Annotated in this window: 25 protein-coding genes; 18 read left to right on the forward strand and 7 right to left on the reverse strand. The window is 40.6% G+C overall.

Annotated elements, in window-relative coordinates; translation table 11 throughout:
- The first annotated feature begins 1 nt into the window (after position 1).
- The 9 genes from map (at position 2) to eno (ending at position 5,679) form a co-directional block, all read left to right on the forward strand.
- Positions 2-787, forward strand: a complete 786-nt coding sequence (gene map, locus M2135_RS10150; RefSeq protein WP_280748390.1) for a type I methionyl aminopeptidase — start codon at positions 2-4, stop codon at positions 785-787.
- Positions 788-802: 15 nt separating this feature from the next.
- Positions 803-1,021: a translation initiation factor IF-1 gene (gene infA, locus M2135_RS10155; RefSeq protein ID WP_280748391.1), complete on the forward strand. Its 219-nt coding sequence runs from the start codon at positions 803-805 to the stop codon at positions 1,019-1,021.
- A 12-nt stretch (positions 1,022-1,033) separates the two neighbouring features.
- Positions 1,034-1,150: a type B 50S ribosomal protein L36 gene (ykgO, locus tag M2135_RS10160; RefSeq protein WP_082913950.1), complete on the forward strand. Its 117-nt coding sequence runs from the start codon at positions 1,034-1,036 to the stop codon at positions 1,148-1,150.
- A gap of 35 nt (positions 1,151-1,185) precedes the next feature.
- Positions 1,186-1,566 (forward strand): 30S ribosomal protein S13, encoded by a 381-nt coding sequence (gene rpsM / locus M2135_RS10165; RefSeq protein ID WP_280748392.1) that lies wholly within the window; start codon positions 1,186-1,188, stop codon positions 1,564-1,566.
- 11 nt (positions 1,567-1,577) lie between these two features.
- A complete protein-coding gene (gene rpsK / locus M2135_RS10170) occupies positions 1,578-1,967 on the forward strand; it encodes a 30S ribosomal protein S11 (RefSeq protein ID WP_280748393.1) in 390 nt (129 codons plus the stop codon).
- Positions 1,968-2,089: 122 nt separating this feature from the next.
- The gene (gene rpsD, locus M2135_RS10175; RefSeq protein WP_280748394.1) at positions 2,090-2,698 is read left to right on the forward strand and encodes a 30S ribosomal protein S4; all 609 of its coding nucleotides are present in this window, start codon (positions 2,090-2,092) and stop codon (positions 2,696-2,698) included.
- A 5-nt stretch (positions 2,699-2,703) separates the two neighbouring features.
- A complete protein-coding gene (locus tag M2135_RS10180) occupies positions 2,704-3,696 on the forward strand; it encodes a DNA-directed RNA polymerase subunit alpha (protein WP_280748395.1) in 993 nt (330 codons plus the stop codon).
- A gap of 7 nt (positions 3,697-3,703) precedes the next feature.
- Positions 3,704-4,225, forward strand: coding sequence for a 50S ribosomal protein L17 (rplQ, locus tag M2135_RS10185; RefSeq protein ID WP_280748396.1), 522 nt, complete (start codon positions 3,704-3,706; stop codon positions 4,223-4,225).
- Positions 4,226-4,395: 170 nt separating this feature from the next.
- Positions 4,396-5,679: a phosphopyruvate hydratase gene (gene eno, locus M2135_RS10190; RefSeq protein ID WP_280748397.1), complete on the forward strand. Its 1,284-nt coding sequence runs from the start codon at positions 4,396-4,398 to the stop codon at positions 5,677-5,679.
- A gap of 550 nt (positions 5,680-6,229) precedes the next feature.
- Here the strand turns inward: eno and M2135_RS10195 are convergent.
- Positions 6,230-6,880: a pentapeptide repeat-containing protein gene (locus M2135_RS10195; RefSeq protein WP_280748398.1), complete on the reverse strand. Its 651-nt coding sequence runs from the start codon at positions 6,878-6,880 to the stop codon at positions 6,230-6,232.
- A 15-nt stretch (positions 6,881-6,895) separates the two neighbouring features.
- A complete protein-coding gene (locus M2135_RS10200) occupies positions 6,896-8,386 on the reverse strand; it encodes a glycoside hydrolase family 30 beta sandwich domain-containing protein (RefSeq protein ID WP_280748399.1) in 1,491 nt (496 codons plus the stop codon).
- Positions 8,387-8,812: 426 nt separating this feature from the next.
- Here M2135_RS10200 and M2135_RS10205 point away from each other — a divergent pair, with 426 nt between their 5' ends.
- Positions 8,813-10,612, forward strand: coding sequence for a DNA mismatch repair protein MutS (locus M2135_RS10205; protein WP_280748400.1), 1,800 nt, complete (start codon positions 8,813-8,815; stop codon positions 10,610-10,612).
- Here the strand turns inward: M2135_RS10205 and M2135_RS10210 are convergent, their stop codons facing one another.
- Positions 10,613-11,929, reverse strand: a complete 1,317-nt coding sequence (locus M2135_RS10210) for a UDP-glucose/GDP-mannose dehydrogenase family protein (protein WP_280748401.1) — start codon at positions 11,927-11,929, stop codon at positions 10,613-10,615.
- A gap of 146 nt (positions 11,930-12,075) precedes the next feature.
- Between M2135_RS10210 and M2135_RS10215 the strand changes: the two genes are divergently transcribed.
- Positions 12,076-13,152, forward strand: coding sequence for a radical SAM protein (locus M2135_RS10215; RefSeq protein WP_280748402.1), 1,077 nt, complete (start codon positions 12,076-12,078; stop codon positions 13,150-13,152).
- Positions 13,149-14,249, forward strand: coding sequence for a glycosyltransferase family 4 protein (locus M2135_RS10220; RefSeq protein ID WP_280748403.1), 1,101 nt, complete (start codon positions 13,149-13,151; stop codon positions 14,247-14,249). The genes M2135_RS10215 and M2135_RS10220 overlap by 4 nt, the downstream gene beginning before the upstream one ends.
- A gap of 15 nt (positions 14,250-14,264) precedes the next feature.
- Here the strand turns inward: M2135_RS10220 and pdxB are convergent, their stop codons facing one another.
- From pdxB to M2135_RS10240, 4 genes are all read right to left on the reverse strand, one after another.
- Entirely contained in the window at positions 14,265-15,377 is a 1,113-nt protein-coding gene (gene pdxB / locus M2135_RS10225) for a 4-phosphoerythronate dehydrogenase PdxB (RefSeq protein ID WP_280748404.1), read from the reverse strand.
- A 50-nt stretch (positions 15,378-15,427) separates the two neighbouring features.
- Complete coding sequence (locus M2135_RS10230) at positions 15,428-16,252, reverse strand: DUF6383 domain-containing protein (RefSeq protein ID WP_280748405.1); 825 nt, start codon at positions 16,250-16,252, stop codon at positions 15,428-15,430.
- Between the two features lie 252 nt (positions 16,253-16,504).
- Complete coding sequence (locus M2135_RS10235) at positions 16,505-17,479, reverse strand: sugar phosphate isomerase/epimerase (protein WP_280748406.1); 975 nt, start codon at positions 17,477-17,479, stop codon at positions 16,505-16,507.
- 64 nt (positions 17,480-17,543) lie between these two features.
- Entirely contained in the window at positions 17,544-19,004 is a 1,461-nt protein-coding gene (locus M2135_RS10240) for a Gfo/Idh/MocA family oxidoreductase (RefSeq protein ID WP_280748407.1), read from the reverse strand.
- A gap of 476 nt (positions 19,005-19,480) precedes the next feature.
- Here M2135_RS10240 and M2135_RS10245 point away from each other — a divergent pair, with 476 nt between their 5' ends.
- The 6 genes from M2135_RS10245 to M2135_RS10270 all read left to right on the forward strand — a co-directional run bounded on the left by M2135_RS10245 (position 19,481) and on the right by M2135_RS10270 (position 26,340).
- Positions 19,481-20,602, forward strand: coding sequence for a PCMD domain-containing protein (locus M2135_RS10245; protein ID WP_280748408.1), 1,122 nt, complete (start codon positions 19,481-19,483; stop codon positions 20,600-20,602).
- Complete coding sequence (locus tag M2135_RS10250; protein ID WP_280748409.1) at positions 20,592-21,356, forward strand: porin family protein; 765 nt, start codon at positions 20,592-20,594, stop codon at positions 21,354-21,356. Before M2135_RS10245 ends, M2135_RS10250 begins: the two co-directional genes overlap by 11 nt.
- 45 nt (positions 21,357-21,401) lie before the next feature.
- Complete coding sequence (locus M2135_RS10255) at positions 21,402-22,712, forward strand: Gfo/Idh/MocA family oxidoreductase (RefSeq protein WP_280748410.1); 1,311 nt, start codon at positions 21,402-21,404, stop codon at positions 22,710-22,712.
- Positions 22,713-22,879: 167 nt separating this feature from the next.
- Positions 22,880-23,716: a phospholipase A gene (locus M2135_RS10260; RefSeq protein WP_280748411.1), complete on the forward strand. Its 837-nt coding sequence runs from the start codon at positions 22,880-22,882 to the stop codon at positions 23,714-23,716.
- A 198-nt stretch (positions 23,717-23,914) separates the two neighbouring features.
- Positions 23,915-25,159, forward strand: a complete 1,245-nt coding sequence (locus M2135_RS10265) for an O-antigen ligase domain-containing protein (protein ID WP_280748412.1) — start codon at positions 23,915-23,917, stop codon at positions 25,157-25,159.
- Positions 25,156-26,340 carry a glycosyltransferase gene (locus M2135_RS10270; RefSeq protein WP_280748413.1) on the forward strand — a complete coding sequence of 395 codons (1,185 nt, stop codon included), beginning with the start codon at positions 25,156-25,158 and terminating at the stop codon, positions 26,338-26,340. The genes M2135_RS10265 and M2135_RS10270 overlap by 4 nt, the downstream gene beginning before the upstream one ends.
- Positions 26,341-26,383 lie beyond the last annotated feature (43 nt).

Raw genomic sequence — 26,383 nt, forward strand, 5'->3', positions numbered from 1 at the left:
CATGGTTTATCTAAAAACGGATGAAGAGATAGAGTTGATGCGTAATGCCAACCAACTAGTGGGCAAAACACTAGGCGAATTAGCCAAATATATTGCTCCGGGGGTGTCTACGCTTCAACTTGATCAAATTGCTGAAGAATTCATTAGAGATAATGGTGCCGTTCCGGCATTTTTGGGATACGGAGGTTTCCCGAATTCGATATGTGCTTCACTCAACGAACAGGTTGTTCACGGAATTCCTTCTGCGAAAACCATTTTGCAAGAAGGTGATATCATTTCTATCGACTGTGGAACTATACTGGATGGGTTTGTAGGCGATTCGGCTTATACATTTTGTGTAGGAGAAGTTGCACCTGAAGTGCTGAAGTTGTTGAAAACAACAAAAGAAGCGCTTTATCAGGGGATAGGAAAGGCCGTTGAAGGAGGTCGGATTGGTGATATTGCTAATGCCATTCAAACGTATTGTGAATCGAATGGGTATACTGTAGTTCGGGAATTAGTCGGACATGGTATCGGTCAGAAGATGCACGAAGAGCCGGAGGTTCCCAATTATGGGCGTCGTGGTTTTGGTTCTTTATTACGTAATGGAATGTGTATCTGTATTGAGCCTATGATTAACCAAGGAAGCAGAAATGTTGTTTTCGAAAGTGACGGTTGGACTGTACGGACAAAGGATAAAAAGTGTTCTGCTCATTTTGAGCATTGCATTGCCATCCGCCCGGAAGGTTCGCAGATTTTATCTTCATTTGATTTTTTAGAAAATGTGTTAGGCGACAAAGCGATTTAATTTAGGATTTTATATATGGCTAAACAAGCAGCAATTGAGCAAGATGGAATAATAATAGAAGCGTTGTCGAACGCAATGTTTCGGGTTGAATTGGAGAATGGACATGAGATAACAGCACATATATCGGGAAAGATGCGTATGCATTATATCAAAATCCTTCCCGGTGATAAAGTGAAAGTAGAGATGTCACCCTACGATTTATCCAAAGGTCGAATTGCTTTTAGATACAAATAAAATAAACACGATATGAAAGTAAGAGCATCATTAAAGAAGCGTACCCCAGAATGTAAAATTGTCAGAAGAAAGGGCCGCTTATATGTAATTAACAAGAAAAATCCCAAGTTCAAACAACGTCAGGGATAAATTATTATTTTTGCAAATAATTATAAATAAGGAATATGGCTATAAGAATAGTTGGGGTAGACTTACCACAAAATAAAAGAGGAGAAATTGCATTGACCTATATTTATGGTATTGGTCGTAGTGCAGCAAACTCTATTTTAGAGAAAGCCGGTGTAGATCGTGATCTCAAAGTCAAAGACTGGACAGATGATCAAGCAGCGAAAGTGCGTGAAGTGATCGGTGAAGGGTATAAAGTTGAAGGAGATCTTCGTTCAGAAGTTCAGCTGAATATCAAACGTCTGATGGACATCGGTTGTTACCGTGGAATCCGTCATCGTATCGGTTTGCCTTTAAGAGGACAGAGCACAAAAAACAATGCCCGTACACGTAAGGGTAAGAAGAAAACAGTTGCAAACAAGAAAAAAGCTACTAAATAATAAGAGTTAATATGGCAAAAAAAACAGTCGCAGCAAAGAAGAGAAACGTGAAGGTTGACGCTTATGGTCAAGCTCATATTCATTCTTCTTTCAACAATATCATTGTAACTCTTGCCAACGGCGATGGTCAGGTAATCAGTTGGTCATCTGCAGGTAAGATGGGATTCAGAAGTTCTAAAAAGAATACTCCGTATGCTGCTCAGATGGCTGCACAGGATTGTGCAAAAGTGGCCTATGATCTTGGTTTGAGAAAAGTCAAGGTATACGTAAAGGGACCTGGTAACGGACGTGAGTCTGCGATCAGAACGATTCATGGAGCAGGGATTGAAGTAACAGAAATTGTTGATGTTACTCCATTACCACACAATGGATGTCGTCCTCCTAAAAAGAGAAGAGTATAATTAACTATAGTTTCCTGGATATTGAATCCCTAATTGTGAATAGATTGCATATTGACCTTATCCTCTCTGTAATCGCGGCTGCACGGTTTAAGATTCAAACAGAACATTAAAACAATTTAAAAATGGCAAGATATACTGGACCAAAAACAAAAATTGCCCGCAAATTCGGCGAAGCTATCTTTGGACCGGATAAGGTTCTTTCTAAAAAGAATTATCCTCCGGGTCAACATGGTAACTCTCGTAAAAGAAAAACATCTGAATATGGTATTCAGCTGAAAGAAAAACAAAAAGCGAAATATACCTATGGTGTATTGGAAAAACAATTTAGAAATCTGTTTGATAAAGCTTCACGCTCGAAAGGTATTACCGGTGAGGTGCTTCTGCAATTGTTAGAAGGCCGTTTGGATAATATCGTTTATCGTTTGGGTATTGCTCCCACACGCGCTGCTGCCCGTCAATTGGTTTCTCACCGTCACATCACTGTCGATGGTAAGGTTGTCAATATTCCTTCTTATGCAGTAAAAGCCGGTCAGATTATAGGAGTAAGAGAAAAATCAAAATCTTTGGAAGTTGTCTCTGGCGCCCTTGCAGGCTTCAATCATAGCAAATATCCATGGATTGAGTGGGATCAAGCTTCTATGAGCGGGAAATTATTACATCTGCCTGAAAGAGCGGATATTCCTGAAAACATCAAAGAACAGTTGATCGTAGAATTATATTCTAAAAATTAATTTCCATGGCGATATTAGCATTTCAAAAACCCGATAAAGTATTAATGTTAGAAGCGGACAATTTCTTCGGAAAATTCGAGTTTCGTCCGTTAGAACCCGGCTATGGGATTACTATTGGTAATGCCTTGCGCCGTATTCTCCTATCATCTCTTGAAGGTTTTGCTATTACATCCATTAAGATCGAAGGAGTTGAACATGAATTTGCTACAATTCCCGGTGTTATAGAAGATGTAACTAACATAATCCTGAACTTGAAACAAGTCTGTTTCAAGCATATTGTAGATGATATCGAGAATGAAAAAGTAAGTATTACTGTTTCGGGTTCGGAAGTGTTCAAAGCCGGTGATATAGGCAAACAACTGACAGGATTTGAAGTTTTGAATCCCGACTTGGTTATTTGTCATTTAGAGCCGAAAGCAGGTTTTCAAATCGAATTGACTATTAATAAAGGGCGTGGGTATGTACCTGCAGAAGAAAATAGAGATCCTAATGCGGATATTCTTGTCATAGCGATTGATTCTATTTTCACCCCTATCCGTAATGTCAAATATAGTGTTGAAAACTTCCGCGTTGAACAGAAGACGGACTACGAAAAGTTGGTTCTTGAAATAGCCACAGACGGTTCTATTCATCCGAAAGAAGCGTTGAAAGAAGCTGCTAAAATTCTGATACATCATTTCATGTTGTTCTCAGATGAAAAGATTGCTATTGAGACGGTTGATACAGATGGCAATGAAGAATTCGACGAAGAAGTGCTTCATATGCGTCAACTGCTTAAGAGTAAATTGGCAGATATGGATCTTTCAGTACGTGCTTTGAATTGTTTGAAGGCCGCAGATGTTGAAACATTGGGAGAATTAGTCAAATTCAATAAAAATGACCTATTGAAGTTCCGCAACTTCGGTAAAAAATCTCTCACTGAACTTGATGAATTGCTTGAAAGCCTAAACCTTTCATTCGGTATGGATATCTCAAAATATAAATTAGATAAAGAGTAAGAAAGAGATGAGACATAATAAGAAATTCAACCATTTAGGTCGTACAAATACTCACCGTGAGGCGATGCTTTCGAATATGGCTTCTTCTTTGATTCTGCATAAAAGAATCTTTACAACAACAGCCAAGGCAAAAGCACTGCGCAAATTTGTGGAGCCCCTTATCACGAAGTCTAAAGAAGATACTACGCATTCAAGACGTGTCGTATTTAGTACACTGCAGAATAAATATGCAGTAACAGAACTTTTTAAGGAAGTTTCTCAGAAAGTGAGTGAACGTCCGGGCGGATATACCCGTATCATTAAAACAGGTAATCGCTTGGGTGATAATGCTGCAATGTGTTTTATTGAGTTAGTCGACTATAATGAAAACATGTTGAAAGATACTTCTAAGAAGAAGACGAAAGCAAGACGTTCTCGTAAGAAATCTACAGAAGCTGCTCCGGTTGTAGAAGCTGTTGCAGAAGAAAAAGTAGTAGCGGAAGTCGAAGCACCGGCTGAAGAAGTAAAAGAAGAAAAAACAGAAGAATAAATAACATTCTGATCGGATAAAGACGGCTTGTATAATCAGTATACAGGCCGTTTTTTTTTGATATGTGAAGAATTAAAGGAAAAAGATAATATACCTTTCAGCCAGATTTCTGATTATGATATTATTGTATCTTTGTAGGATTAAATCATAACAAATAAAAGTATAAGACAATGGAAATTGTAAAAATCGTAGGTAGAGAGATTTTGGATTCTCGTGGAAATCCGACTGTCGAAGTCGATGTTTATTTGGAATCAGGAGCCTTTGGCCGTGCAGCTGTTCCTTCCGGAGCCTCAACAGGAGAAAATGAAGCTATCGAATTACGTGATGGCGACAAGAAACGCTATGGAGGTAAAGGTGTTCAGAAAGCGGTTGAAAATATCAACAAACTGATCGCTCCGGCATTATTGGGTATGAGCGCTTTGGAACAGCGAGCGATCGACCACAAAATGATCGAATTAGACGGCACAAAAACAAAATCTAAACTCGGTGCAAATGCGATTTTAGGTGTTTCTCTGGCGGTGGCCAAAGCTGCTGCAAACTATCTGGATCTTCCTTTGTATCGTTATATTGGCGGAACAAATACCTATGTATTGCCGGTACCGATGATGAATATTATCAATGGAGGATCTCACTCCGACGCCCCTATTGCTTTCCAGGAATTTATGATCCGTCCGGTAGGCGCTCCTTCATTTAAAGAAGGTTTGCGTTGCGGAACTGAAGTCTTTCATGCTTTGAAGAAAGTGCTTCACGACCGTGGTCTGAGTACTGCTGTTGGTGATGAAGGAGGCTTTGCTCCTGCATTGAAAGGAACAGAAGATGCGTTGGAGTCGATCATCAAAGCCATCGAACTTGCAGGTTATAAAGCAGGTAAAGATGTGATGATTGGTTTAGACTGTGCTTCTTCAGAGTTCTTTAAAGACGGTATTTACGACTATACTAAATTCGAAGGCAGCAATGGAGCCAAGCGCACTTCTGCTCAACAAGCTGATTATTTGGCAGAATTAGTCAGTAAATATCCGATCGACTCTATTGAAGACGGTATGGATGAAAATGATTGGAATGGCTGGAAATTATTGACCGACAAAATTGGCGATAAATGCCAGTTGGTAGGTGATGACCTGTTTGTTACCAATGTCGAATTCCTGAAGAAAGGGATTGAGATGGGTTGTGCAAACTCTATTCTGATTAAGGTAAATCAGATCGGTTCATTGTCGGAAACATTAGATGCGATCGAAATGGCTCATCGCAATGGGTATACATCAGTAACGTCACACCGTTCAGGAGAAACAGAAGATTCAACCATTGCCGACATCGCCGTAGCCACAAACTCCGGACAGATTAAGACCGGTTCATTGAGCCGTTCTGACCGTATGGCCAAATACAATCAATTACTTCGTATAGAGGAAGAATTAGGTGCATTGGCTGTTTATGGCTATAAAACGTATAAAAAATAAGCTATTCAGAAGGGGTTTACTCCCTGAATAAGAAAATAAACCTCCTGGCAGCTATATATTGTCAGGAGGTTTTTTTATTGGAAGGGACATCTCTTCGTACTGATGTCGTACTTTAGACCAAGATGTCTCAAAGACACAAAATATGTCTCAAATTGGGATTTTTTTTAAAAAACTGTAATAAATGACAAATAAGCCCCCCGTCAAACCTCCTTTTACGGAGAATGCATGAAGCTTATTTACGATAATTGAATTTTGAAATAAATAATAGTTGATTACCAGGTGAATATCTGTATTGTGAGGCAAAAACATCCTACCTTTATCAAACAAAAAGAAGAAGAAACAGAGTAGAAGCCATATATATTTTTAGTTAGTTAAATAAGTTGTGCGCTTTGTTATACTTTATGAGATTTAACCGTTTTAATCAGAAAGAGTGATGCGAATTATAAGTAGCATCATGAGAGAACAGACGAATCGAGATTTTCGGTTCGTCTGTTTACATTTAATCAGAACTATTCGAACACATCACACAATAAGTGGATGGAGCGACCATTTACTCCCGGATCTTTACTCCAAGCAAATTGGCCAGTTCCAACGCTTGTAAAGTATTGACTGTGACACCCCGTAGTTCGGGAGAAACGACGGTACTTACCCGTATCCCTGCTATTTCAGAGTCGGAAAGATCAACCCCTTTGAGTGCGGTTTGATAGAACTCAGCCTCCACAAGATTGCAGGTTTCAAAACCCACTTCATGAATCACACAATTATCAAATGCGCCACCGCGGAGATTACATCGTTGATAAAATACATTCCGTTGATTACTTCCCGATAAGTTGATATACTCCCCCCGGCACTCTCTGAAGAGGACATGGTTTAGCTGTGTTTCAGAGAGGTTCGTTCCGGTTAATTTACAGCCATTGAATTCCACACGGGTAAAACTACTCCCCGAGAGATGAATATTCGATAAGTCACAATTTTTAAACACCACATCATTCAATTGTGCTTTCCGGAAATGGCTATCCGTAAAAATACAGTTAGAAAATAGGCAGCCATAAATAATCAACCGTTCTCTTTTCACAGATTCGACCGACTGATTACTGAATGAAATCTCTGTCAACTCATTGTCTTTTTCATTCAATACCTCGAGGAGGTCGCTCATTTCGTTCAATTTATTGGCAAGCCGTGGCGCTGTTATTTTTATCATATCTGTTATCAATTTTTACCACACATACGTTCCTACCGCTCCCGGATTAAGTCGGATATTCGCATACTGTCCTTTATACTGGATTCTGAACCCTTGTGTATTAAAGGACGTATTGGCTACCACCAATACCGTTTTGCCTTCCGGTGTTTTGTAAGCCACATTCGGTAGTACATCCATATTATTAAAAGTAGCCACACGAGTGACCTCTCTGCGTTCCTCATCAGTTGTTAATGCCACGGTCATGTCACCAGCATTGGTCGAACCGATGCGTACAGAGCCCGGACGGATAAACTTAGAAGCATGTGCGATCACATAGTAAGCCAGATTATTGGTCACCTTATCCCCATCAATGGTCACAGCCCCCTGGCACATCGAACAACCTCCATCATCCGTATGCGGATCATTCAGCGGATCGGCTGCAAAGTTCCAAAGGATCACGTTGCGGCTCCAGTTGCGGGTCACGTCGATAATCATACGTTTCACTTGCGCTGCAATAGCGATATTCGGACTTCCCGGACGTTCGGTGATCATCTGTTCAGTGAAATAAAGATGTTTATCCGGAAAAGCGTTATGAACAACAGTCATGGCACTCATATCACCTCCGTAGTGGTGAAAGCCTGAACCATCGACATAGGGATTCACTTCAGGATCATTCAAAATGGCTAATGCATAATCCGGTCTGTCTAAGTTGTGGTCAAACAAAACGATTTTTGTTTTCAGGTTTGCTTTAGCCAATTGTGGACCTAAATATTTTTTAATGAATTCGCCCTGTTCCTGTGCCGACATGCGCATACTCGGGGTATTGTTGGCATTCAACGGTTCATTCTGAATGGTGATCGCATCAATTTCAATCCCTTCCGCTTTCATGGCCTGAATATATTTGATAAAATAACGGGCATACACCTCATAATATTCCGGTTTCAATCCGCCGGCTTTCACCTTATCGTTGGTTTTCATCCACGTTGGGGGCGACCAGGGAGAAGCCAGAATCTGAATATCCGGATTGATAGACAAAATCTCTTTCATCACCGGGATAACATCCTTTTTGTCCTGTGCCAGATCAAATTTATTTAGGTTAACATCTGTCTCTCCTGCTTTAAGGTCGTTGTAAGAGAATACAAAACTATTCAGGTCGGAGGCTCCGATAGTCAGACGAATATAACTGACTCCGATGTGATTACCTTTGGTTGAGAATAGATCCTGTAAAAGAGCAGTTCGGGCAGCTGGGGTCATCAACATCATCAACTCCGCACTTCCACCAGTCAGAGCATATCCGAAACCATCGACACTTTGCATAGCATGTTGTTCGTCAATAACAATCGTGGAACCGGTTCTTCGACCTTGTGGTGTACTGGAAAAAGGAATTTTTTCCGTTTGTTGTTGGAATAGAACCGAACGGTCAGGTTCTGTAACCCAGGCTTCAATCTCAAAAGATGGGGTTTGTTGTGCCCATCCGGCGCTTATAAAGCCACTCAGCAATAAAGCCGCCATAAGTTTTTTTCGCATGATAATTTAGTGATTAGGTTATTTTAATAAAAAAGTAAATTCACAAATAATGGGTTAATTATGATAAATAACGCTTGTACGAGTTTTTTTCCTGATCGAAAACAGCGCAATTAAGGAATTATTTTTCAAATAATAGACATCGTTTAACACAATATAGGAAGAAAAAATCTTCTCATGCGAAGGTTTTTCTGTTTCCTCGAAGGGAAAAAACAGGACAGCCAGGGACATTTTTCTGTTAGAGGTACGTCTAAAATAATTTAGAGGTAGGTGTAAACAAATTTAGAGGTAGGTGTAAATCGATTTAGAGGTACCTCTAAACAATTTTAGACGTACCTCTAACAAAAAAGTGTCGCAAACGGTTTTGTAAATGGTTTTGCATAAAAAAAGAATATCTTCAGATGGTTCTATTTTTATACCTTTGCGTCCATGGAGAAAGTGCGTGGTTATTATTTGCAGCAAGTTCAAGAATATACTATTCAATTGAATGGATTAAAAAGACGTATTCACTTGTTGGGAAGTGTGCGTTTGGTGCTTGTTTTGTTGGCATTGATTTCGGTTTGGTTTGTACGGAATGCTGATTGGCAGCTTATTACAGGGGTGTTGATCCTATATCTGATCCCGTTTGTGGTGTTCATGATTTATCATAATAAACTGGCTGTTAAGAAGGAGTATGTTAATGCACTTATCCGGTTAAACGAGAATGAGTTAAGTGGTTTGGATTATGATTTTAGTGCTTTTGACGGAGCTCCGGAAAAGAGTTCTTCTGCACATTCATATAGTTTGGATTTGGATCTTTTTGGAGACCATTCCTTGTTTCAATCGGTCAATCGAACAGTGACTCCTTTAGGAAGAGAGTTGTTGGTCGAGTGGTTTCTTTCTCCGTTGACGAATAAAAAAGAGATTCTCCGGCGGCAACAGGCGATTCGTGAACTGAGTACCTCTTATATTCATTTACGGCAGGATTTCTATGTACAGGGATGTTCGCAGCAAAGTCGTAAGAATGATGCCGATGTATTATATACGTTGTCGGCAGGCAAATTTCAGTTTATAAACAGTACACTTTGGAAGATCTTGACTTGGATTATACCAATCGGATGGACGTTGGTCATCTTGGGGATGATAGTAGGAATTGTTCCGGAAGGGTTGTTTGGCCTTTATTTTCTGATTAGTTTTTTGATAGCCTATCTTCCAGCCAAGAAAGTGACCGTTTTGTATAATTCGGTCGATAAGATGCACAAGATTTTTTCGGTTTATTCGGATCTGATGGTGCGTATTGAAGGTGATTTTTTTCAGGCGGAAGAGTTGGCTGAAATCAGTCGCCGACTAACAGGGAAAAACAATCATACGGCATCACAGGCGATAAAAAAACTATCCCAATATATCGGAGGATTAGATCAGCGGTTCAGTGCGATGGGGCTTATATTGAATATTTTGTATATGCGGGATACCCGTCATGCGATGTGTCTGGAGCGATGGAAAGAGGCTTATGCTTCAGAGATTGAAGGATGGTTTAATGCGTTGGCGCATTTTGATGCATTAAGTTCATTAGCCGGTTTTGCCTTTAATCATCCTGACGCTGTTTTTCCGGAGATCACCGATTCCTATTTTAAGATGGAAGGAAAGGCTTTGGGGCATCCCTTATTGGATCGTAAAGCGTGTGTGAAGAATGATATACAGATTCATAAAAGTCCTTGGTTCTTGATTATTACCGGTGCCAATATGGCCGGAAAGAGTACCTATTTACGAACGGTTGGTGTTAATTTCTTGTTGGCGTGTATGGGGGCACCGGTATGTGCCGAATCGTTAACTGTATACCCTGCTCATTTAGTGACCAGTCTTAGAACATCAGACTCATTGGCCAGTAACGAATCCTATTTTTTTGCAGAACTGAAACGGCTTAAAATGATCATTGATCGTTTGAAAGCTGGCGAGGAACTGTTTATCATTCTTGATGAGATCCTGAAAGGGACGAATTCGATAGATAAACAAAAAGGATCGATCGCATTAATGAAGCAGTTGGTGGCCTATAAAACCTGTGGAATTATAGCGACTCATGATTTGGTGTTAGGCACATTGGAAGAGGAGTTTCCCGAGCAAATTAAGAACTACAGATTTGAAGCAGATATTACGAATGATGAATTATCATTCTCCTATTTGCTTCGTGAAGGTGTGGCGCAGAATATGAATGCTTATTTCCTGATGAAAAAGATGGGCATAACGGTCTGATTAGTTTCGCCCGATCGAATGATACATTAAGCCGGCTTCTGTCAATTCGGTTTTATCGTATAAGTTGCGTCCGTCGAAAACCACCGGATTTTTCATCAATTTTTTGATAGCCGTCCATGCGGGTAGTCGAAATTCTTTCCATTCGGTAATGACTAATAATGCATCCGCATCGACCACCGTTTCATAGATGTCTTTGGCATACTGTATGCGATCGCCAAATCGTCTTTTAGCCTCAGCGATTGCTACCGGGTCATAAGCCGTCACCCTGCATCCGGCATCCAACAGCTTGTGGATCAAGACTAAAGAAGGTGCTTCTCTCATATCGTCGGTTTCAGGTTTAAAAGCCAATCCCCAGACTGCGATATGTTTACCGGACAGATCTGTCGTATAATAATCGGATAGTTTGTTGAACAGGATTGATTTTTGTACTTCATTGACCTCTTCTACTGCATTGAGTATCCGCATGGGGTAATTGTAATCTTTGGCGGTATGGATTAACGCTTTTACATCTTTGGGGAAACACGATCCGCCATATCCGCAACCGGCATATAAAAAGCGGCTACCAATACGTGAGTCAGTGCCGATCCCTTTCCGGACCATATTGATATCGGCACCAACTAATTCGCATAAATTGGCCATCTCATTCACAAAACTAATGCGGGTCGCGAGCATAGCATTTGCTGCATATTTTGTCATTTCGGCGGAGGGTATATCCATAAAAATGACCCGGAAATTATTGAGCAGGAAAGGACGGTAAAGCTTTGACATGATGGTCTTGGCTTTTTCGGACTCAACACCGACAACAACCCGGTCGGGGCTCATGAAATCTTTAATGGCAGCACCTTCTTTTAAAAATTCCGGGTTTGAGGCAATATCAAAATCGATATGTACATCTCTCTTTTTCTGTTCGGCAAGGATGGTTTGTTTGATCTTCTCTGCCGTTCCTACAGGAACCGTACTCTTAGTAACGACCAGTATATATTTATCCATATACTTTCCGACCGATTCGGCAACGTCCAACACATATCGAAGGTCTGCGCTACCATCTTCATCAGGGGGAGTCCCTACGGCAGAAAAAAGGACTTCTACCTGATTGATCACTTCCTTGAGCTCGGTTGTGAAGTGTAAGCGCCCTGCTTCGTAGTTGCGGCAAACCATTTCATCAAGTCCTGGCTCATAGATGGGGATGATTCCTTTTTTCAGATTGTCAATTTTTTCCGTATCAACATCTACACAATAGACCTCGGTGCCCATTTCAGCAAAACAAGTCCCGGTGACCAGTCCGACATATCCTGTACCTACGATTGCTACCTTCATTTTAATTTATCCTTTCTGATTAAGAACTACAAAATTAATACTATTCAGGGAATATTTGTACCTTTGTGTTGATTTTACAAACTCTTATATATCATAAACAAAAAACACAAAAACCTTTAGGCTTTTCTAAACGATAGCATCTTCATATGAATAATAAAAAATATATTCCTGTACCGACTGATATGTGTATCATTACAACTTATCGCTGTCCGATGCGTTGTAAAATGTGTGATATCTGGAATAATCCTACGGAAAAAAGTAAAGAGATCAAAGCGAAAGACTTGGAAATGCTACCCCATGTTAAATTTGTAAATATTACAGGGGGAGAACCGTTTATTCGTGAAGATCTGGATGAAATCGTAGAGGTGTTGTTCCGGAAATCTCCACGAGTGGTCATCTCTACTTCCGGGTGGTTTGAGGATCGGGTGATTGAACTGGCTCGTAAATTTCCACGGATTGGTATTCGGGTCAGCATTGAAGGTCTTTCGGTGGTGAATGATGAATTGCGCGGACGTAAAGGCGGTTTTGATAAAGGCTTGAGTCTTTTACTAAAACTTCGGGAAATGGGGGTGAAAGATATTGGTTTTGGTATTACCGTTTCCAATAATAATTCGGCAGATATGTTGGATCTGTATCGTTTGGCAAACAATCTGAATATGGAATTTGCCACAGCTGCTTTTCACAATTCGTACTATTTTCATAAATACGATAATGTGATAACCAACAAAGAAGAGGTTATCGGTAACTTTGAGAAGCTGATTGCTATGCAATTGAAAGAAAACCATCCGAAGAAATGGTTCAGAGCCTTTTTTAATAATGGTTTGATTAATTATATTGAAGGGAACAGGCGTATGCTTCCTTGTGAAGCTGGTTTGGTCAATTTCTTTGTCGACCCTTATGGCGAAGTCTACCCCTGTAACGGCTTGGAGGAGGCGTATTGGAAAGAGAGCATGGGGAATATCCTTCAAACAAGAAATTTTGATGATATTTGGCAAAGTGAACAGGCTGAAAAAGTAAGAGAAAAGGTTAGAACCTGTCCGAAAAATTGTTGGATGGTCGGGACAGCTTCGCCGGTCATGAAAAAATACATTAAACATCCATTGAAGTGGGTGATGCAAAATAAGATCAACAGCATACTGAATAAACCGCTTTGTCTCGAACGGAAGTGGTATGATGTGGGCCAATCACCTGAACAAGGCAACCTGAGGCATCGCGAAAAATGAAAATAGTCGTTACAGGATTAAGAGGTTTCCCAGAGATGCAGGGTGGGATAGAAACACACTGTGAAGAATTATATCCCCGCTTAATAGAAAGAGGAGATGAAATTATTGTTGTTCGTCGAAAAGGGTTTGTGAAGGAAAATCCGGTACGCAAAGTGTATAAGGGCATTCATTTTAAGGATCTTTATTCTCCGAAAATAACCGGTCTTGAAGCGGCAATACATACGTTGTTGGGTGTATGTTATGCGTATCGGATCAAGGCAGATCTTGTTCATATTCATGCAATCGGCCCGGCTGTTGTTTCACCATTAGCCAAATTGTTGGGGTTAAAGCTTGTTATTACTCATCATGGGCCTGATTATGATCGGGAGAAGTGGGGCTTTATTTCCCGGAACGTCATCAAATTGGGCGAATATTTTACAGCAAAATGTGCAGATCATATTATTGCTATTTCAACAGTAATTACAGATATTCTGAAAAAGAAATACAACCGTGAACGGAATGTACATCTCATTTTCAATGGAGTAACGACTATGCCTTCTTACCCTTCAACGACCTCTTTTTTGGATGAAATAGGTGTACAACCGCAAAAATATATACTGGCCGTCGGACGTTTTGTTGAAGAGAAGCGGTTTGACCGTTTGATAGAGGCTTTTGTGCAGTTGAACAATCCGGAATATAAACTGGTCATTGCCGGGAATGCAGACTATGAATCATCTTATTCCCTCTATTTGAAAAACCTGGCCAATGAAAATCATGTTATTCTTACAGGAACAGTTAAAGGGGATAAACTACACCAACTATTCAGTCATGCCGCGCTTTTTGTTCTTCCGTCTTCTCACGAAGGACTACCTATAACCTTGCTTGAAGCGATGAGTTTTCAGCGCAAAGTACTGGCCAGCGATATACCTGCCAATCTTGTTGTGGCTCTTCCTGAACAGTGTTATTTCAAGCTGAATGATCTTTCTGATCTAACTGAAAAACTCAAGGAACAACTTGCTCTTCCTGAACAGACAAGAACTTATGATCTTTCCAAGTATAATTGGAACCATATTGCAGAAGAAGTTTCAGCTGTTTATCAGCAATGTCTTGAATCTTAATTAGTCTCTTTTTGATTAATCCAAACAAGTAAATCCAAGTTGTACGAGTAAATGGCGCTCTTCTTGTGTGGCATTAACGACTTGATAAGCTGCAAATTCCCGTGGATGATTATAATCTGTTCTGAACGATTCAAAGTTCTCCGGTTTTTCTCGTAAAGCTTTATCCACAGGTAATGGGTTAAAACTGTAAAGTATAGCTTCCTCTATCCGGTGCTCTTGAAAATGATTGAGATTAATAACCGGATTGACAGGAGGAGAAGGCGTGACTTCATGGATGCGATTGATTTGCATATGAAAGAAAGTCTCAATCTCTTCCAGACACATCCGGGTGGCATTGGCTTTGCCGTCAGCAGAAAAACCGGCTATATGTGGAGTAGCAATCGCTGTTTTATTCAATAACTCATGATCTATAAAAGGCTCATTCTCCCAACAGTCCAGAATCAATGCACCGATCTTTTGGCTTGCTAATCCGTTTAATAGAGCAGAGGTATTGTGTACGCGTCCCCGGCAACTATTGATGATCCAAGGTTTTTTCTTTAGTTTGTTGAGAAAAGGTTCGTCTATCAGATGAAAAGTAGGGTAGGGGCCGTCGGTTGTTAATGGGGTATGAAAGGTGATTATATCTGATTCTCTGGCAATGACATCCAATGAAACAAAATCTTTCTCGCCTTCTAACTTCTCGCGCGGGGGATCATTTTTCAGAATCTGCATACCGAAAGCCCGGCACAATCGTTCAACTTCTTTTCCTACATGGCCGACTCCTACGATGCCTAAGGTTTTTCCTTTCAAAGAGATCTTTTTTCGTAAAGAGAATGTGACGAGTGAAGCCAATACATACTGGGCTACAGAAAGGGCATTGCAGCCCGGTGCATTTCTCCAGGTAATTCCGGCATTGTTGCAATAATCGGTATCAATATGATCATAACCGATAGTGGCAGTAGTAATCAGTTTCACGCGACTTCCCTCAAGAATTTCACGTGTACATTTATCTATACTACGAACGATCAATACATCGGCATTTTTTACCGTGTCGGCAGTAAACCCTCCCGATGAAATATAGTTGATTTCAGCAAATGATTCAGGTATCCCTTTGAGATAAGGGATTGTTTTATCGGCGATTATTTTCATTTTGTGACAATCGCTATCGGATCAATTTTAATAAACGTCTGTTCAGACGCTTATTTGACTACCACTTTCATAGTCGGTTGACCTTCAACAGCAACCAACGTTATTCCGGCAGGAACCGACATTGTTTTATAGTCGGAATTGAGCCACTCATTGGCAACCGTTTGTCCGCTCGCATTCGTAATCTGTACTTTTTTACCTGAAGCGCCATGGATTGTGATTGTTCCATAATCAGCTTTTACAGAGATCTCACTCCTTTTATCGTTCATAGAGTTTGAAGTCAGCATCTTGCCACTTAATAGGCTCAGATTAAATATTTCAGCTTCATTTTTCAACGCGGCATCCAGTGAGGTCTGCGCGATAACAGGTCTACCCTCTTGTATTTTTATCCATTCTCCGGTTTGGTTTCCTGCACTCCATGACTCAATCAAAAAATCACCTTCAGGATCTTCATCCACTAAGCGGAATGAAAACAGTACCGGATTATAAGAGTTTTCGTCGAAAGCGTTCAGATGAATTTCTTTTTCTCCTGCACTTGTATTCAAGACGACAAGAGAATCTCCATACAAACGACCTCTAATAAAACTCAAGTGGGTAGTCTCTTTATCGTTAACAAGAAAACGAGCCGTGACAAAACCAACTTCTGTTTGCTTCTCCGACATAATCAGGTATTGAGGTTTTGTTTCACCCTGTATATATTTGACCGACAACTCTCCGGTTTGACCATCACAAAGGATTTTCGCCGGACTGTTCGCACTAAAGAATTTAACTGTACGTTCAATACTTCCGGATTCGTTTCCTGTTGTTGTTTCTGCATAACCCGGCAATCCGGTCATCATCATTATACTTGCCAAAAGAGTAGAAACCATTTTTTTCATAACGATTCTAATTTTATTTTTCAATAGAAAATTTAATAGTCACATGCAAATATAGGAAAAGCCGAGAGATAAAAGCCAAGCTTGTTTGAGATTTTATACAAGGCGCATCCTATGTTCTACAAATATAGTGAGAATATTGTAGGCTAATCGTGTAAGAGATGAGGATTGTTCGGTTCTATTGAACTCATATTAAAACAAAAAAGGCTGTCCGTTCAGATTCGGACAGCCTTATATTATATAATGTAGAACAGCTTATTTTACAAACGATGCTTTTTGCAAAAAAGCGGCACAGTCTTTGACACCAGCTAACTGTGAACGTCCGTCAGGCATGGCTTCCAGTTCCACGAAGAAGTCTTTAACTCCGTTCGCGTACATTTGGTTGAAGATGTTTTCAAAATTCAACAAACCACTTTGTCCGAGAACAGCCGTATCTTTAATATGTAATGCTTTAATGCGGTTGGCATGTTTTTTTAGATATTCCAGAGGATCATTGCTTCCGCGAACCGTCCAGTATACATCTAATTCGAATGACACCAATGCCGGATCTGTATATTCAATCATCAAGTCTTCTATTTGTTTTCCGGTTGGAGCGAATGGATTCCGACTCGGTTGTTCTCCCGGAACACTAACACGATTAAATTCCCAATTGTGATTATGGTAAGCAAAAATGATTCCTGCTTGTTTGTTTATTTCTCCTAATTGATTGAAGTAGTCACACATCTGTTTGACTTCGTCAGACGTTTTCATCGACATGATAGGCATAAACATCGGAATGATCATAAACTTACAACCCAGTTTCTGGTGTTCTTCGGTTTTGAATTTCCAATCTTCTTTCAATTTAGGTACATCGTCGTATGAAAACGGAGCAAACATTTGCTGACCTTCAATAGAAGGACTAACATGGCTGCTGACGATCTTTATACCGTTGTCATCAGCCATTTTTTTGAACTCCATAAAGTCGACCTGACCAATTTTACCTTTGCTGTATCCGGCCAATTCAAAATTGACATAACCCATCTCTTTCAACTCTTTCATGCGTTGAGGCAGGTTGTCATATAGTTCCTGTTGTAAGGAGTAGATCTGTAGACCTAATGCTTTATTGGCTGTAGCAACAGGTGATGCTGCTGTTACAGCATCGGATGCATTCGCTATCCCGGCTTTACCTGCCAATAGTCCTCCTGCTGTAGCCAGAGATATGTTTTTTAGAAAGTCTCTTCTGTTACTCATGTTGATTTAGTTTTATGAGAAAACAATTTAGGAGGTCAATGCCTCCTAAATCGTTTATAATTATTTATTTACAAGAACAAGGCAAGCTGTATGGTCTGCGATATTCGTAAGCATACAAGCGATGGTTGGCTGCTTCTTTATCATTAACAAATGATAATGTTGCTGGATCCCATTTCACCGGACGGTTCAATTCGCGGGAGATATTAGCCAGACAGCATAATGTATTCGTGCTTGCACCCACTTCAACCGGAGCGATTGGGTTCTGACGTGAACGTACACAGTCGATGAAGTTTTGCATATGCGGAGCACTTGTTTCAAAAGCAACAGGAGCTTGGGCTTGGTTGTTTTTGCCACCTTTTTTCGCTTTTTTCGCTTCCTCTTCCATGCGTTTTTTGTACTCTTCGTACATCTTCATCATCTCTTCGCGACTTGCCGGACGTTTTCCTGCAACTTCAGCCGGTACTTTAGATGGATCAGAGCATGCCAGATAACCACGTGCTACTTCAATCCAGCCGTTTGATCCGATAAATTTGATACCTTGTGCACCATCGTTATCGTCCAGGAACGGTTGTTCGGTCATAACCACACCGTTCGCATATTTCATAGTCGCCCATTCTGTGCCGTTGTAACCTTGTGGGATATATTCAACCGGACCAGATCCGTCCATACCCAATGCAGCCTGAGCAATATCAAACATATGCGCACCCCAGTCAGCAGTATAACCGTTTCCGGTTTCCTGATACCAACGCCATGCACCCCATAGTTTTTCGTTCTGTACAGGATCCAAAGAGATCGGAGGACATAAATCTGGATGATAATGAATCTTCGGATCGTTCAATGGTCCCATCCACATATTGAAGTTGAGGTTGGCTGGCACTTTTTCTTCTGCCAAATCCAGTGGTTTCGGAGGTGCACCTACGCGTGCGTAGATCTTTTCTACGTGACCGATAGCACCGTTTTGTACCAGTTCAATCGCTTTTTGGAATTCAGCACTTGAACGTTGTTGGCTACCTACCTGCAATACACGTTTGTTACCACGTACCGCGCGAACCATAGCCAAACCTTCTGCGATGGTATATGCCAATGGCTTCTGGCAATACACATCTTTGCCTGCCTGACAAGCGTGGATTGTATTCAGTGCATGCCAGTGGTCAGGAGTACATACTTCAACAGCATCGATATCTTTGCGGTCGAGTAGATCTTCATAGAATTCATATTTGTCGCAACGTTCGTTCATCCCTTTGGATGCTTGCCAAGCAGCAACGCGTCTTTTGAAACGTTCGGTTTTCATATTGTCTACATCACAACATGCAGCAACCTGTACGCCCGGACATGCAGCAAATCCTGCAAAGTCGTTCAATGCCTGTTGGCCTAATCCGATGAAACCTAAAACTACGCGATCACTTGGAGCGATACGAACGCCGTTTTGCGCCCAGCTGGGAAGGATTGTTAAACTAGCTAATCCCAAAGCGGAATAGCCTAAGAATTCTCTACGGCTTACGCCATTCTTGGTGTTTTCTTTCATGATAAAACTTTTAGTGAATATCAATATTACAATATATAGTCAATTAAAGTGCACCAAAGGTATTAAAAAGATTGAGCCGATATTGGAGTGAATGTATAATTTAAGGGGTCGAAATGTAACTAATGGGGTTACTATGTTGCTTTTTTGACATTTATCAAGTGAATAATTTGTACGTTTTGCATGCTTTTTCTGTTAGAGGTACCTCTAAAATGTTTTAGACGTACCTCTAAACGGATTTAGACGTACCTCTAAATTATTTTAGACGTACCTCTAACAAAAAACAGAAGTAGGTATAACAGAAAAACAGTTATTATCCATCTCAAAAACGAAATAAAAGGCACTGAAAAACCATTTGGTTTCTTCTTAAATCTGTTAAATACTGTATCTAAGATGAGAATATTCATTGATTATCACTTTCTTTATATCGTTTATTGAGCGGATACTATTATTGAAAGGATATTTTTAAAGCGAACCCTATGCGCACACAACTTATACCTCTTTTATTATTATTGCTCTCTTTGACGGTCTCCTGTATACAGGATGAACCGTTGAATCCCGAAGCGGATATTCTTCTCTTTGAGATGCCTGAAGAAATAGCGGTTTCACAAGCTGTTTTTAACCGGGACATTATTTCCGTGACGGTACGAAAAGGGGCTGATCTGTCGCATATTGTACCTCGAATAACGATTACCGAAGGGGCGACTATCGTTCCCGATCCATCTCAACCCCGTGATTTTAATAACCCGGTAAATTATACCGTGACTTCAGCGGATGGACAACATCAGCGCATTTATACGATTCAACTGTATTCCTCTTCTATTTATAAATATGACTTCGAGTTGTGGAAACCCCGAAGTGCCAATATCAAATATGAAACCCCTTATGAATATGATGAACAGGGGCGTGAAATGGACATCTGGGATTCGACCAATAAAGGAATAGCTCTTTATATACAATATCCTACTGCTGCAGAATATCCGATTCATCCGACAACCGCTTGTGTTAGCGGTAACTATGCAGCGGAAATGACCACCCGCGACGGACCGGGTTCTATAGCGGGAATACTTTATCTTCCGGTAATCGCCGGTTCATTGTTTACAGGCGTACTTAATCCGTTGAATGCGATGATAGACCCACTGTTGGCAACTCAATTCGGACATGTTTTTAATGAGAAACCGGAGCGGATGCGCGGTTATTATAAATATAAGCCCGGAACAGGTGCTTATATCGCTCCGGATGGAAATGTAAAACCGGGGGTGAGAGACTCTTGTGCGTTGTATAGTGTGTTTTACCGTGTGGATGATAAGTTGCAGAGCCTTGATGGAAGAAATATACGCACGCATCCGAATATAGTAGCTATGGCGATGTTGCCTCCGGATATGCGTGCGCAGTCGGAAGGGGATGATTTTGTCTACTTTGACATTGCGTTTGACTATAAGGAGGGGGTTGAGGTCGATTTTGAGAAATATACTTATAAGTTATCGACCATTTTCTCTTCCAGTTTTTATGGAGATCGTTACGAAGGAGTGCCTGGGAGCCATTTAGTAGTCGATGAGATAGAAATAATCACCGAAGAAATTAAGAGGGATGAAGAATAATCGGATCCAAACGGTATTGGTTGCCCTATTGTGTGTCGCGGCTTGTGTCGCAACTTCCGTTAAAGCGCAAGATCATTATAATCATTGGGAATTTAAGGTCTTTGCCGGGTATAATATGGGTGGGACGACTCCTTTCCCATTGCCCGCGGAGATCCGAAAAATTAATTCTTGGAATCCTGGTTTTTCAGGGACACTGGCTTTTCATGTCACCCGGTGGCTGCATCCGCAGTGGGGGATTACATCGGGGTTGGCTATCGATCTGAAAGGAATGAAGATTGATGCCGATGTAAAGTATTGGTACACCAATCTGGTGGTAGGCGAAGGGGATAATACCGGGACGTTTTCCGGTCTGTTTTCCGGAAAGAATAAAACGCATGTGCGGAATGACTATCTGGTTATACCGCTGTTGGCGACTTATCGTCCTTGGGAGCAATGGACATTCCGCTTGGGAGGGTATGTGGCATCACAACGGAATGCTCGTTTTGACGGGGCTGCATCAGAGGGCTATATCCGTGAGGGCGGGGCTACGGGCGACCGGATTAATGTCACCCAGGCGAGTTACGACTTCTCGGATGAAGTCAGACGGTTTGATGCCGGTTTGATGGCTTCGGCCGATTGGTTCTTTACCTCTAAAATGGCGGTAACCGGCCAGCTTTCATGGGGTTTGGTACCGATATTTCCTTCATCGTTTGAAGGGATTTCCCATAAGATGTATAACATCTATTTTTGTCTGGGGCTTGCTTATCGGCTGTGATTGACTATTTTTGATATTTTCATTAACCTATAAATTAGAATACTAATGACTACACGAAGAGATTTTTTGAAGCAGACTGCGTTTATCGGCGCAGGATTAACCGTTTCTCCTTTTTTGATAAAAGCAGGAGGCAGTATTGGTGCAAACGATAAAATCCAGGTCGGCCTGATCGGTTGCAAAGGGATGGGGTTTGAAGATCTGAAAGCTTTTTTACGAAATCCGGAAGTCGAATGTGTTGCACTGGCAGATATTGACGAGACTGTATTGAACGAACGTGCGGCAGAAACGGAAAAAATCACGGGGAAAAAAGTAAAAAACCTGTATAAGGATTGGCGTAAACTGATCGATAATAAGGATATCGATGTGGTGATTGTCGGGACACCCGATCATTGGCACTGTTTGCAAATGGTAGCTGCCTGTCAGGCGGGTAAAGATGTCTATTGTGAAAAACCGCTTGGAAATAGTATCGAAGAGTGTAATATCATGATACGTGCGGCAGAAAAGTACAATCGGGTGGTGCAGGTCGGCCAGTGGCAGCGTAGTGACCCGCATTGGCAGGATGCTATGGCATTTGTTCATAGTGGTCAGTTGGGGAAGATCCGGACGGTACGTGTCTTTTCGTATCAGGGATGGTGTCCTTCAATCCCGGTATTACCCGATGAGCCGGTACCAGCCGGAGTCGATTATGATATGTGGTTAGGCCCTGCGGCCAAACGCCCTTTTAACCGGAATCGTTTTCATTTTACTTTTCGCTGGTTTTGGGATTATGCCGGAGGTTTAATGACCGACTGGGGTGTACATCTGTTGGATTATGCTTTGTATGGCATGAAAGTAACAGCCCCTGAATCGATTATGGCTTCGGGAGGAAAATTTGGTTATCCGGATGATGCCTGTGAAACGCCTGACCTTTTGCAAACGATCTATACGTTTAAAGATTTTACGGTGATGTGGGATCATGCGATCGGGATTGATGATGGCGCTTATGGGCGTAACCATGGATTGGGATTTGTCGGAGAAAACGGCACGTTGGTGCTTGATCGTGGTGGCTGGGAAGTCATTCCTGAACGTGTGAACGGACAAGCGCGTATGGAAGCTGTGGCATTAAAGAAGAGTTATGGCGAAGGAGGTTTGAACCTACATGTCAAAAACCATCTGGCGTGTATAAAGAGCCGTAATCGCAACTGTAATGCCAGTGTTGAGATCGGCGCTCATATTGCCAAATTCTCTCAGTTGGGTAATATTGCTTACCGGACAGGTAAAAAACTGTCGTGGGATGGTCGGTCGTTCCATGATGCGGAAGCAGATAAATACCTGACGAAAACGTATCGTGCACCGTGGGAATTACCTAAGGTATAAGTCATAAATCAAGTGAGGGTGTTCAAAAAGGACAGTTTGCAATTTATAATTTCATGAAACTCCTTCGGACTTTTTGGATACCCTCTTTTAACTGCCGGTTCGCATAAATAATAATCATTCGTATCTTTGCCTCCCAATTGTTAAAAAGATAAAGAGAAATATTGTTTATGAGAAAATATATGCCATTCTTTTTTCTCCTGCTTAATCTGAGTACTCTTTATGCACAGGTGATAGAGGAGAAGATCGGCGCTGTCATCTATAATGCGGATAGTGTTCGGGCTGAGTTGGATAAGGCTCCTTATTTTTCTTTATTCAAAGACAACTATTTTGTCGGAGGAGCTCCTCTCGGTCATGAGCCGACACGTACTAACTCCGATATTAAATTCCAGATTAGCATTGCTCAACGCCTTACCAAAAGCAAACTTCCATTCGATAGCTACCTTTACATCCAGTTTACCCAAAAGGTTTTTTGGAATGCCTTTCAACATTCATTGCCGATGAGAGACTTGAACTTCAACCCAGGTCTAGGTTTTGGACATCTTATTGTCAGGCATAATAAATATATCGGTAAGGCTTATCTCATGTTAGAGCACGAATCCAATGGAAAAGACAGTATTTTTTCTCGTAGTTGGAACCGGTTGTCCCTTGGCGCTGCCCTTATTCTTACCCGAAACTGGGAAGCACAATTTAAAGCATGGGTACCTTATATTGACAGCAGAAACAATAAAGACATATTGAAATATAATGGTATTTTTCATATTGCCAGCAACTTTATGACCAATAACCGACGATTTAACTGCGCGATCATTTTAACCAAACGAAAAGATTGGCGTAATTTCAATACACAGGTTGAACTGAGTTATAAATTCAACAAACGTGAAAATCAGTATCTTTTTATTCAATATTACAATGGATACGGAGAAAACCTTCTTGAATACAAACAACATAAGAATATGCTCAGGTTAGGTTTTGTGATTAAACCTCAGGATTTTAGTATCTATTAATTGACTTTACAAAACGGCAATCTTTCTTAATCGATGACCAACTCTTCCGAATGGCCAGATTCTCCAATGAGGATATCCGGAAATATTCGTAACTTTGTACTCCTTTCGATCCCTCTATTGAGTGACTTACGGGATAATAAAAAGAATCATTACCCGTTAAAGGAAGAAAAGACAACGTTTGTCCCTTTATTATAAGATATGATACAAGAAGCGATTAATAAAAGTTTCTACTACCTGTTTCTATTCACACTTGTTTTTGGTGTTGTTTTATACGATACGCTTGGCTTTAGTTATACAGATGAGATTTGTACATTATTACTGATGGTATTGTACTTCGTTCATGTCTATAATACAAAAGATTGGGGGTTTAATCGGTTGTTTGCATTTGTTTTAGGCGTGTTTCTGTTTTATCTGGTGTATTCCTTTTATATCGGAAGTAATGTCAGAAACGCTATTATAATGGATTTTGTTATCCAGCTGAAGCCATACATCGGCTTTTTTTGTGTTTATGCTATATGTCCCAAATTTACTAAAAATCAAAAACTGATCTTAAGGCAAGTGGCCTTGTTATTCTCTTTATATCTTTTAGTTATAGGCGTAATAGGATTCATGAGTAATAGCTTTTTCTTGTTTATGATGCAGCACGAATCTCGTTTTGCTACAGCTGTTACGATATTAGCTGTTGTATATCTGTATTGTGGTGATTATAGTGCGAAAGATAAACTGATCTATTTGTTGATCCTTTCTATCGGTTTAATATCAGGACGTTCCAAATTTTATGGATTTTATGCGCTCAGTATATTTGTTGTACTCTTTGTGCACCGGTCATTTGAGATGAAATTCAATGTAAAGAATATTGTCTTTCTGTTGGTTATTATTGCCGGGGTCTTATTTGTGGCAAGAGATAAGATTACATTGTATTTTGTTGAGGGTGGATTTGGCTCGGGTAGGCAGGAGGCCGACTTATATGCCCGTATGGCTTTGTATTATTTCTCATTAGAATTGTTTGCTAATTATTTCCCGTTTGGAACCGGATTTGCAACATATGGTACATGGGCTTCATCTGAGTATTATTCAAAAATATATAATCAGCTGGGTATGGATCAGATGCATGGGTTAACGGAGAATGCCTCTCCCAATTTTATTGCGGATACATATTATCCTGCTCTTGCTCAATTTGGGGTTGTAGGGGCTGTGCTGTTTTTTATATTCTGGATTCATTGGTTGATTAAAACTTTAAAAGGTTATCGGAGCGGGTTTTATCAGGAGGGGATTATCGGCTTATTGATCATCGCTTTCTTTCTGATAGAATGTACTTCCGATGCTACGATTACGCATAACAGAGGGTTGTTTATGATGATGATGTTGGCATTACTGCTTTCAGATATGTCGCCGCACAAAGTGAATCCATACCCAAGAGATGCAAAGAAAGTCATAACATGAAGATATTAAATGTAAATAAATTCTATTATCCAAGAGGTGGCGATTGTGTCGCTGCTCTTTCATTAGAAGAGTTGTTGACTCAACGAGGGCATGAGGTGGCAACTTTCAGTTCTATGCACCCGGATAATTTACCCTCTAAATGGTCTCCCTATTTTGCTCCGGAAATAAATTTTACATCTTCCGGTTTCAATGATCGACGACGTGCTGTTGGACGTATTCTCTTTTCCAGAACGGTCAAAAAGCAGTTTGTTCGAATATTGGATGATTTCAGACCCGATGTCGTTCATTTACATAATATTCATAGTTATCTTTCTCCGGGGATAGCTCAAATAGCGCATCAGCGGGGGATTAAAGTCGTATGGACTGTTCATGATTATAAATTGGTTTGTGCGAATTATGCTTTGCTGCGAGAAGGGAAACCTTGTGATCTTTGTTTAGGGAACCGTTTAGCTGTTATTCAACATAAGTGTATAAAAGGTAGCTTGCCAGCTAGTGTGTTGGGTTATTTAGAGGCGCTTGTCTGGAATGCGAAAATTCTAAATACGTATACGGATGCATTTATCTCTCCAAGCGCTTTTTTAAAGCAAAAGATGGTGGATTTCGGATATTCGGCAGATAAAATACATGTAGTTCATAACCTGATGAATGTTCGTTTTCCGGAGGTCGATCCGTCTAAAGCGGATTATTATTGTTATTCCGGTCGTCTTTCCGAAGAAAAAGGGATCGATGTCCTGCTGGAAGCCGCGGCTGATCTGCCATATAAATTGATCGTACTGGGAGATGGTCAACGCATGGCCGAATATAAGGAGAAATATAAAAAAGCAAATATTGAATTTAAAGGATATGTGGATCGTGAGGATGCTTTACGGATTATAGCTAGAGCACGTTTTACTGCTGTTCCTTCGATTTGTTATGAGAATAGTCCTTATTCCATAAAAGATTCCTTATGTATGCGAACCCCGGTATTATGTTCTGATCTGGGAAGTATGCCGGAAGTGATTGAAATGGGTAAAAATGGTTTTGTTTTTGCAGCCGGAGATGTATCTGATTTGCAGAAAATGATCCGTCACTGTTTTGATGTTTTTGATGATCAATTCGACTATGATTCGATCGCTCAAAAAGCCAGAGATCTTTTTTCCGTTAATTCATATTACCAGCAAATAATGTCTTTGTACAAATAATAAACAGACCGTTTTGGCTTAGGTAAAACCACGTTCCTTGTTT

Origin of the sequence: Parabacteroides sp. PF5-9, from assembly GCF_029893105.1 — a bacterium.
Taxonomy (GTDB): Bacteria; Bacteroidota; Bacteroidia; order Bacteroidales; family Tannerellaceae; genus JARXWG01.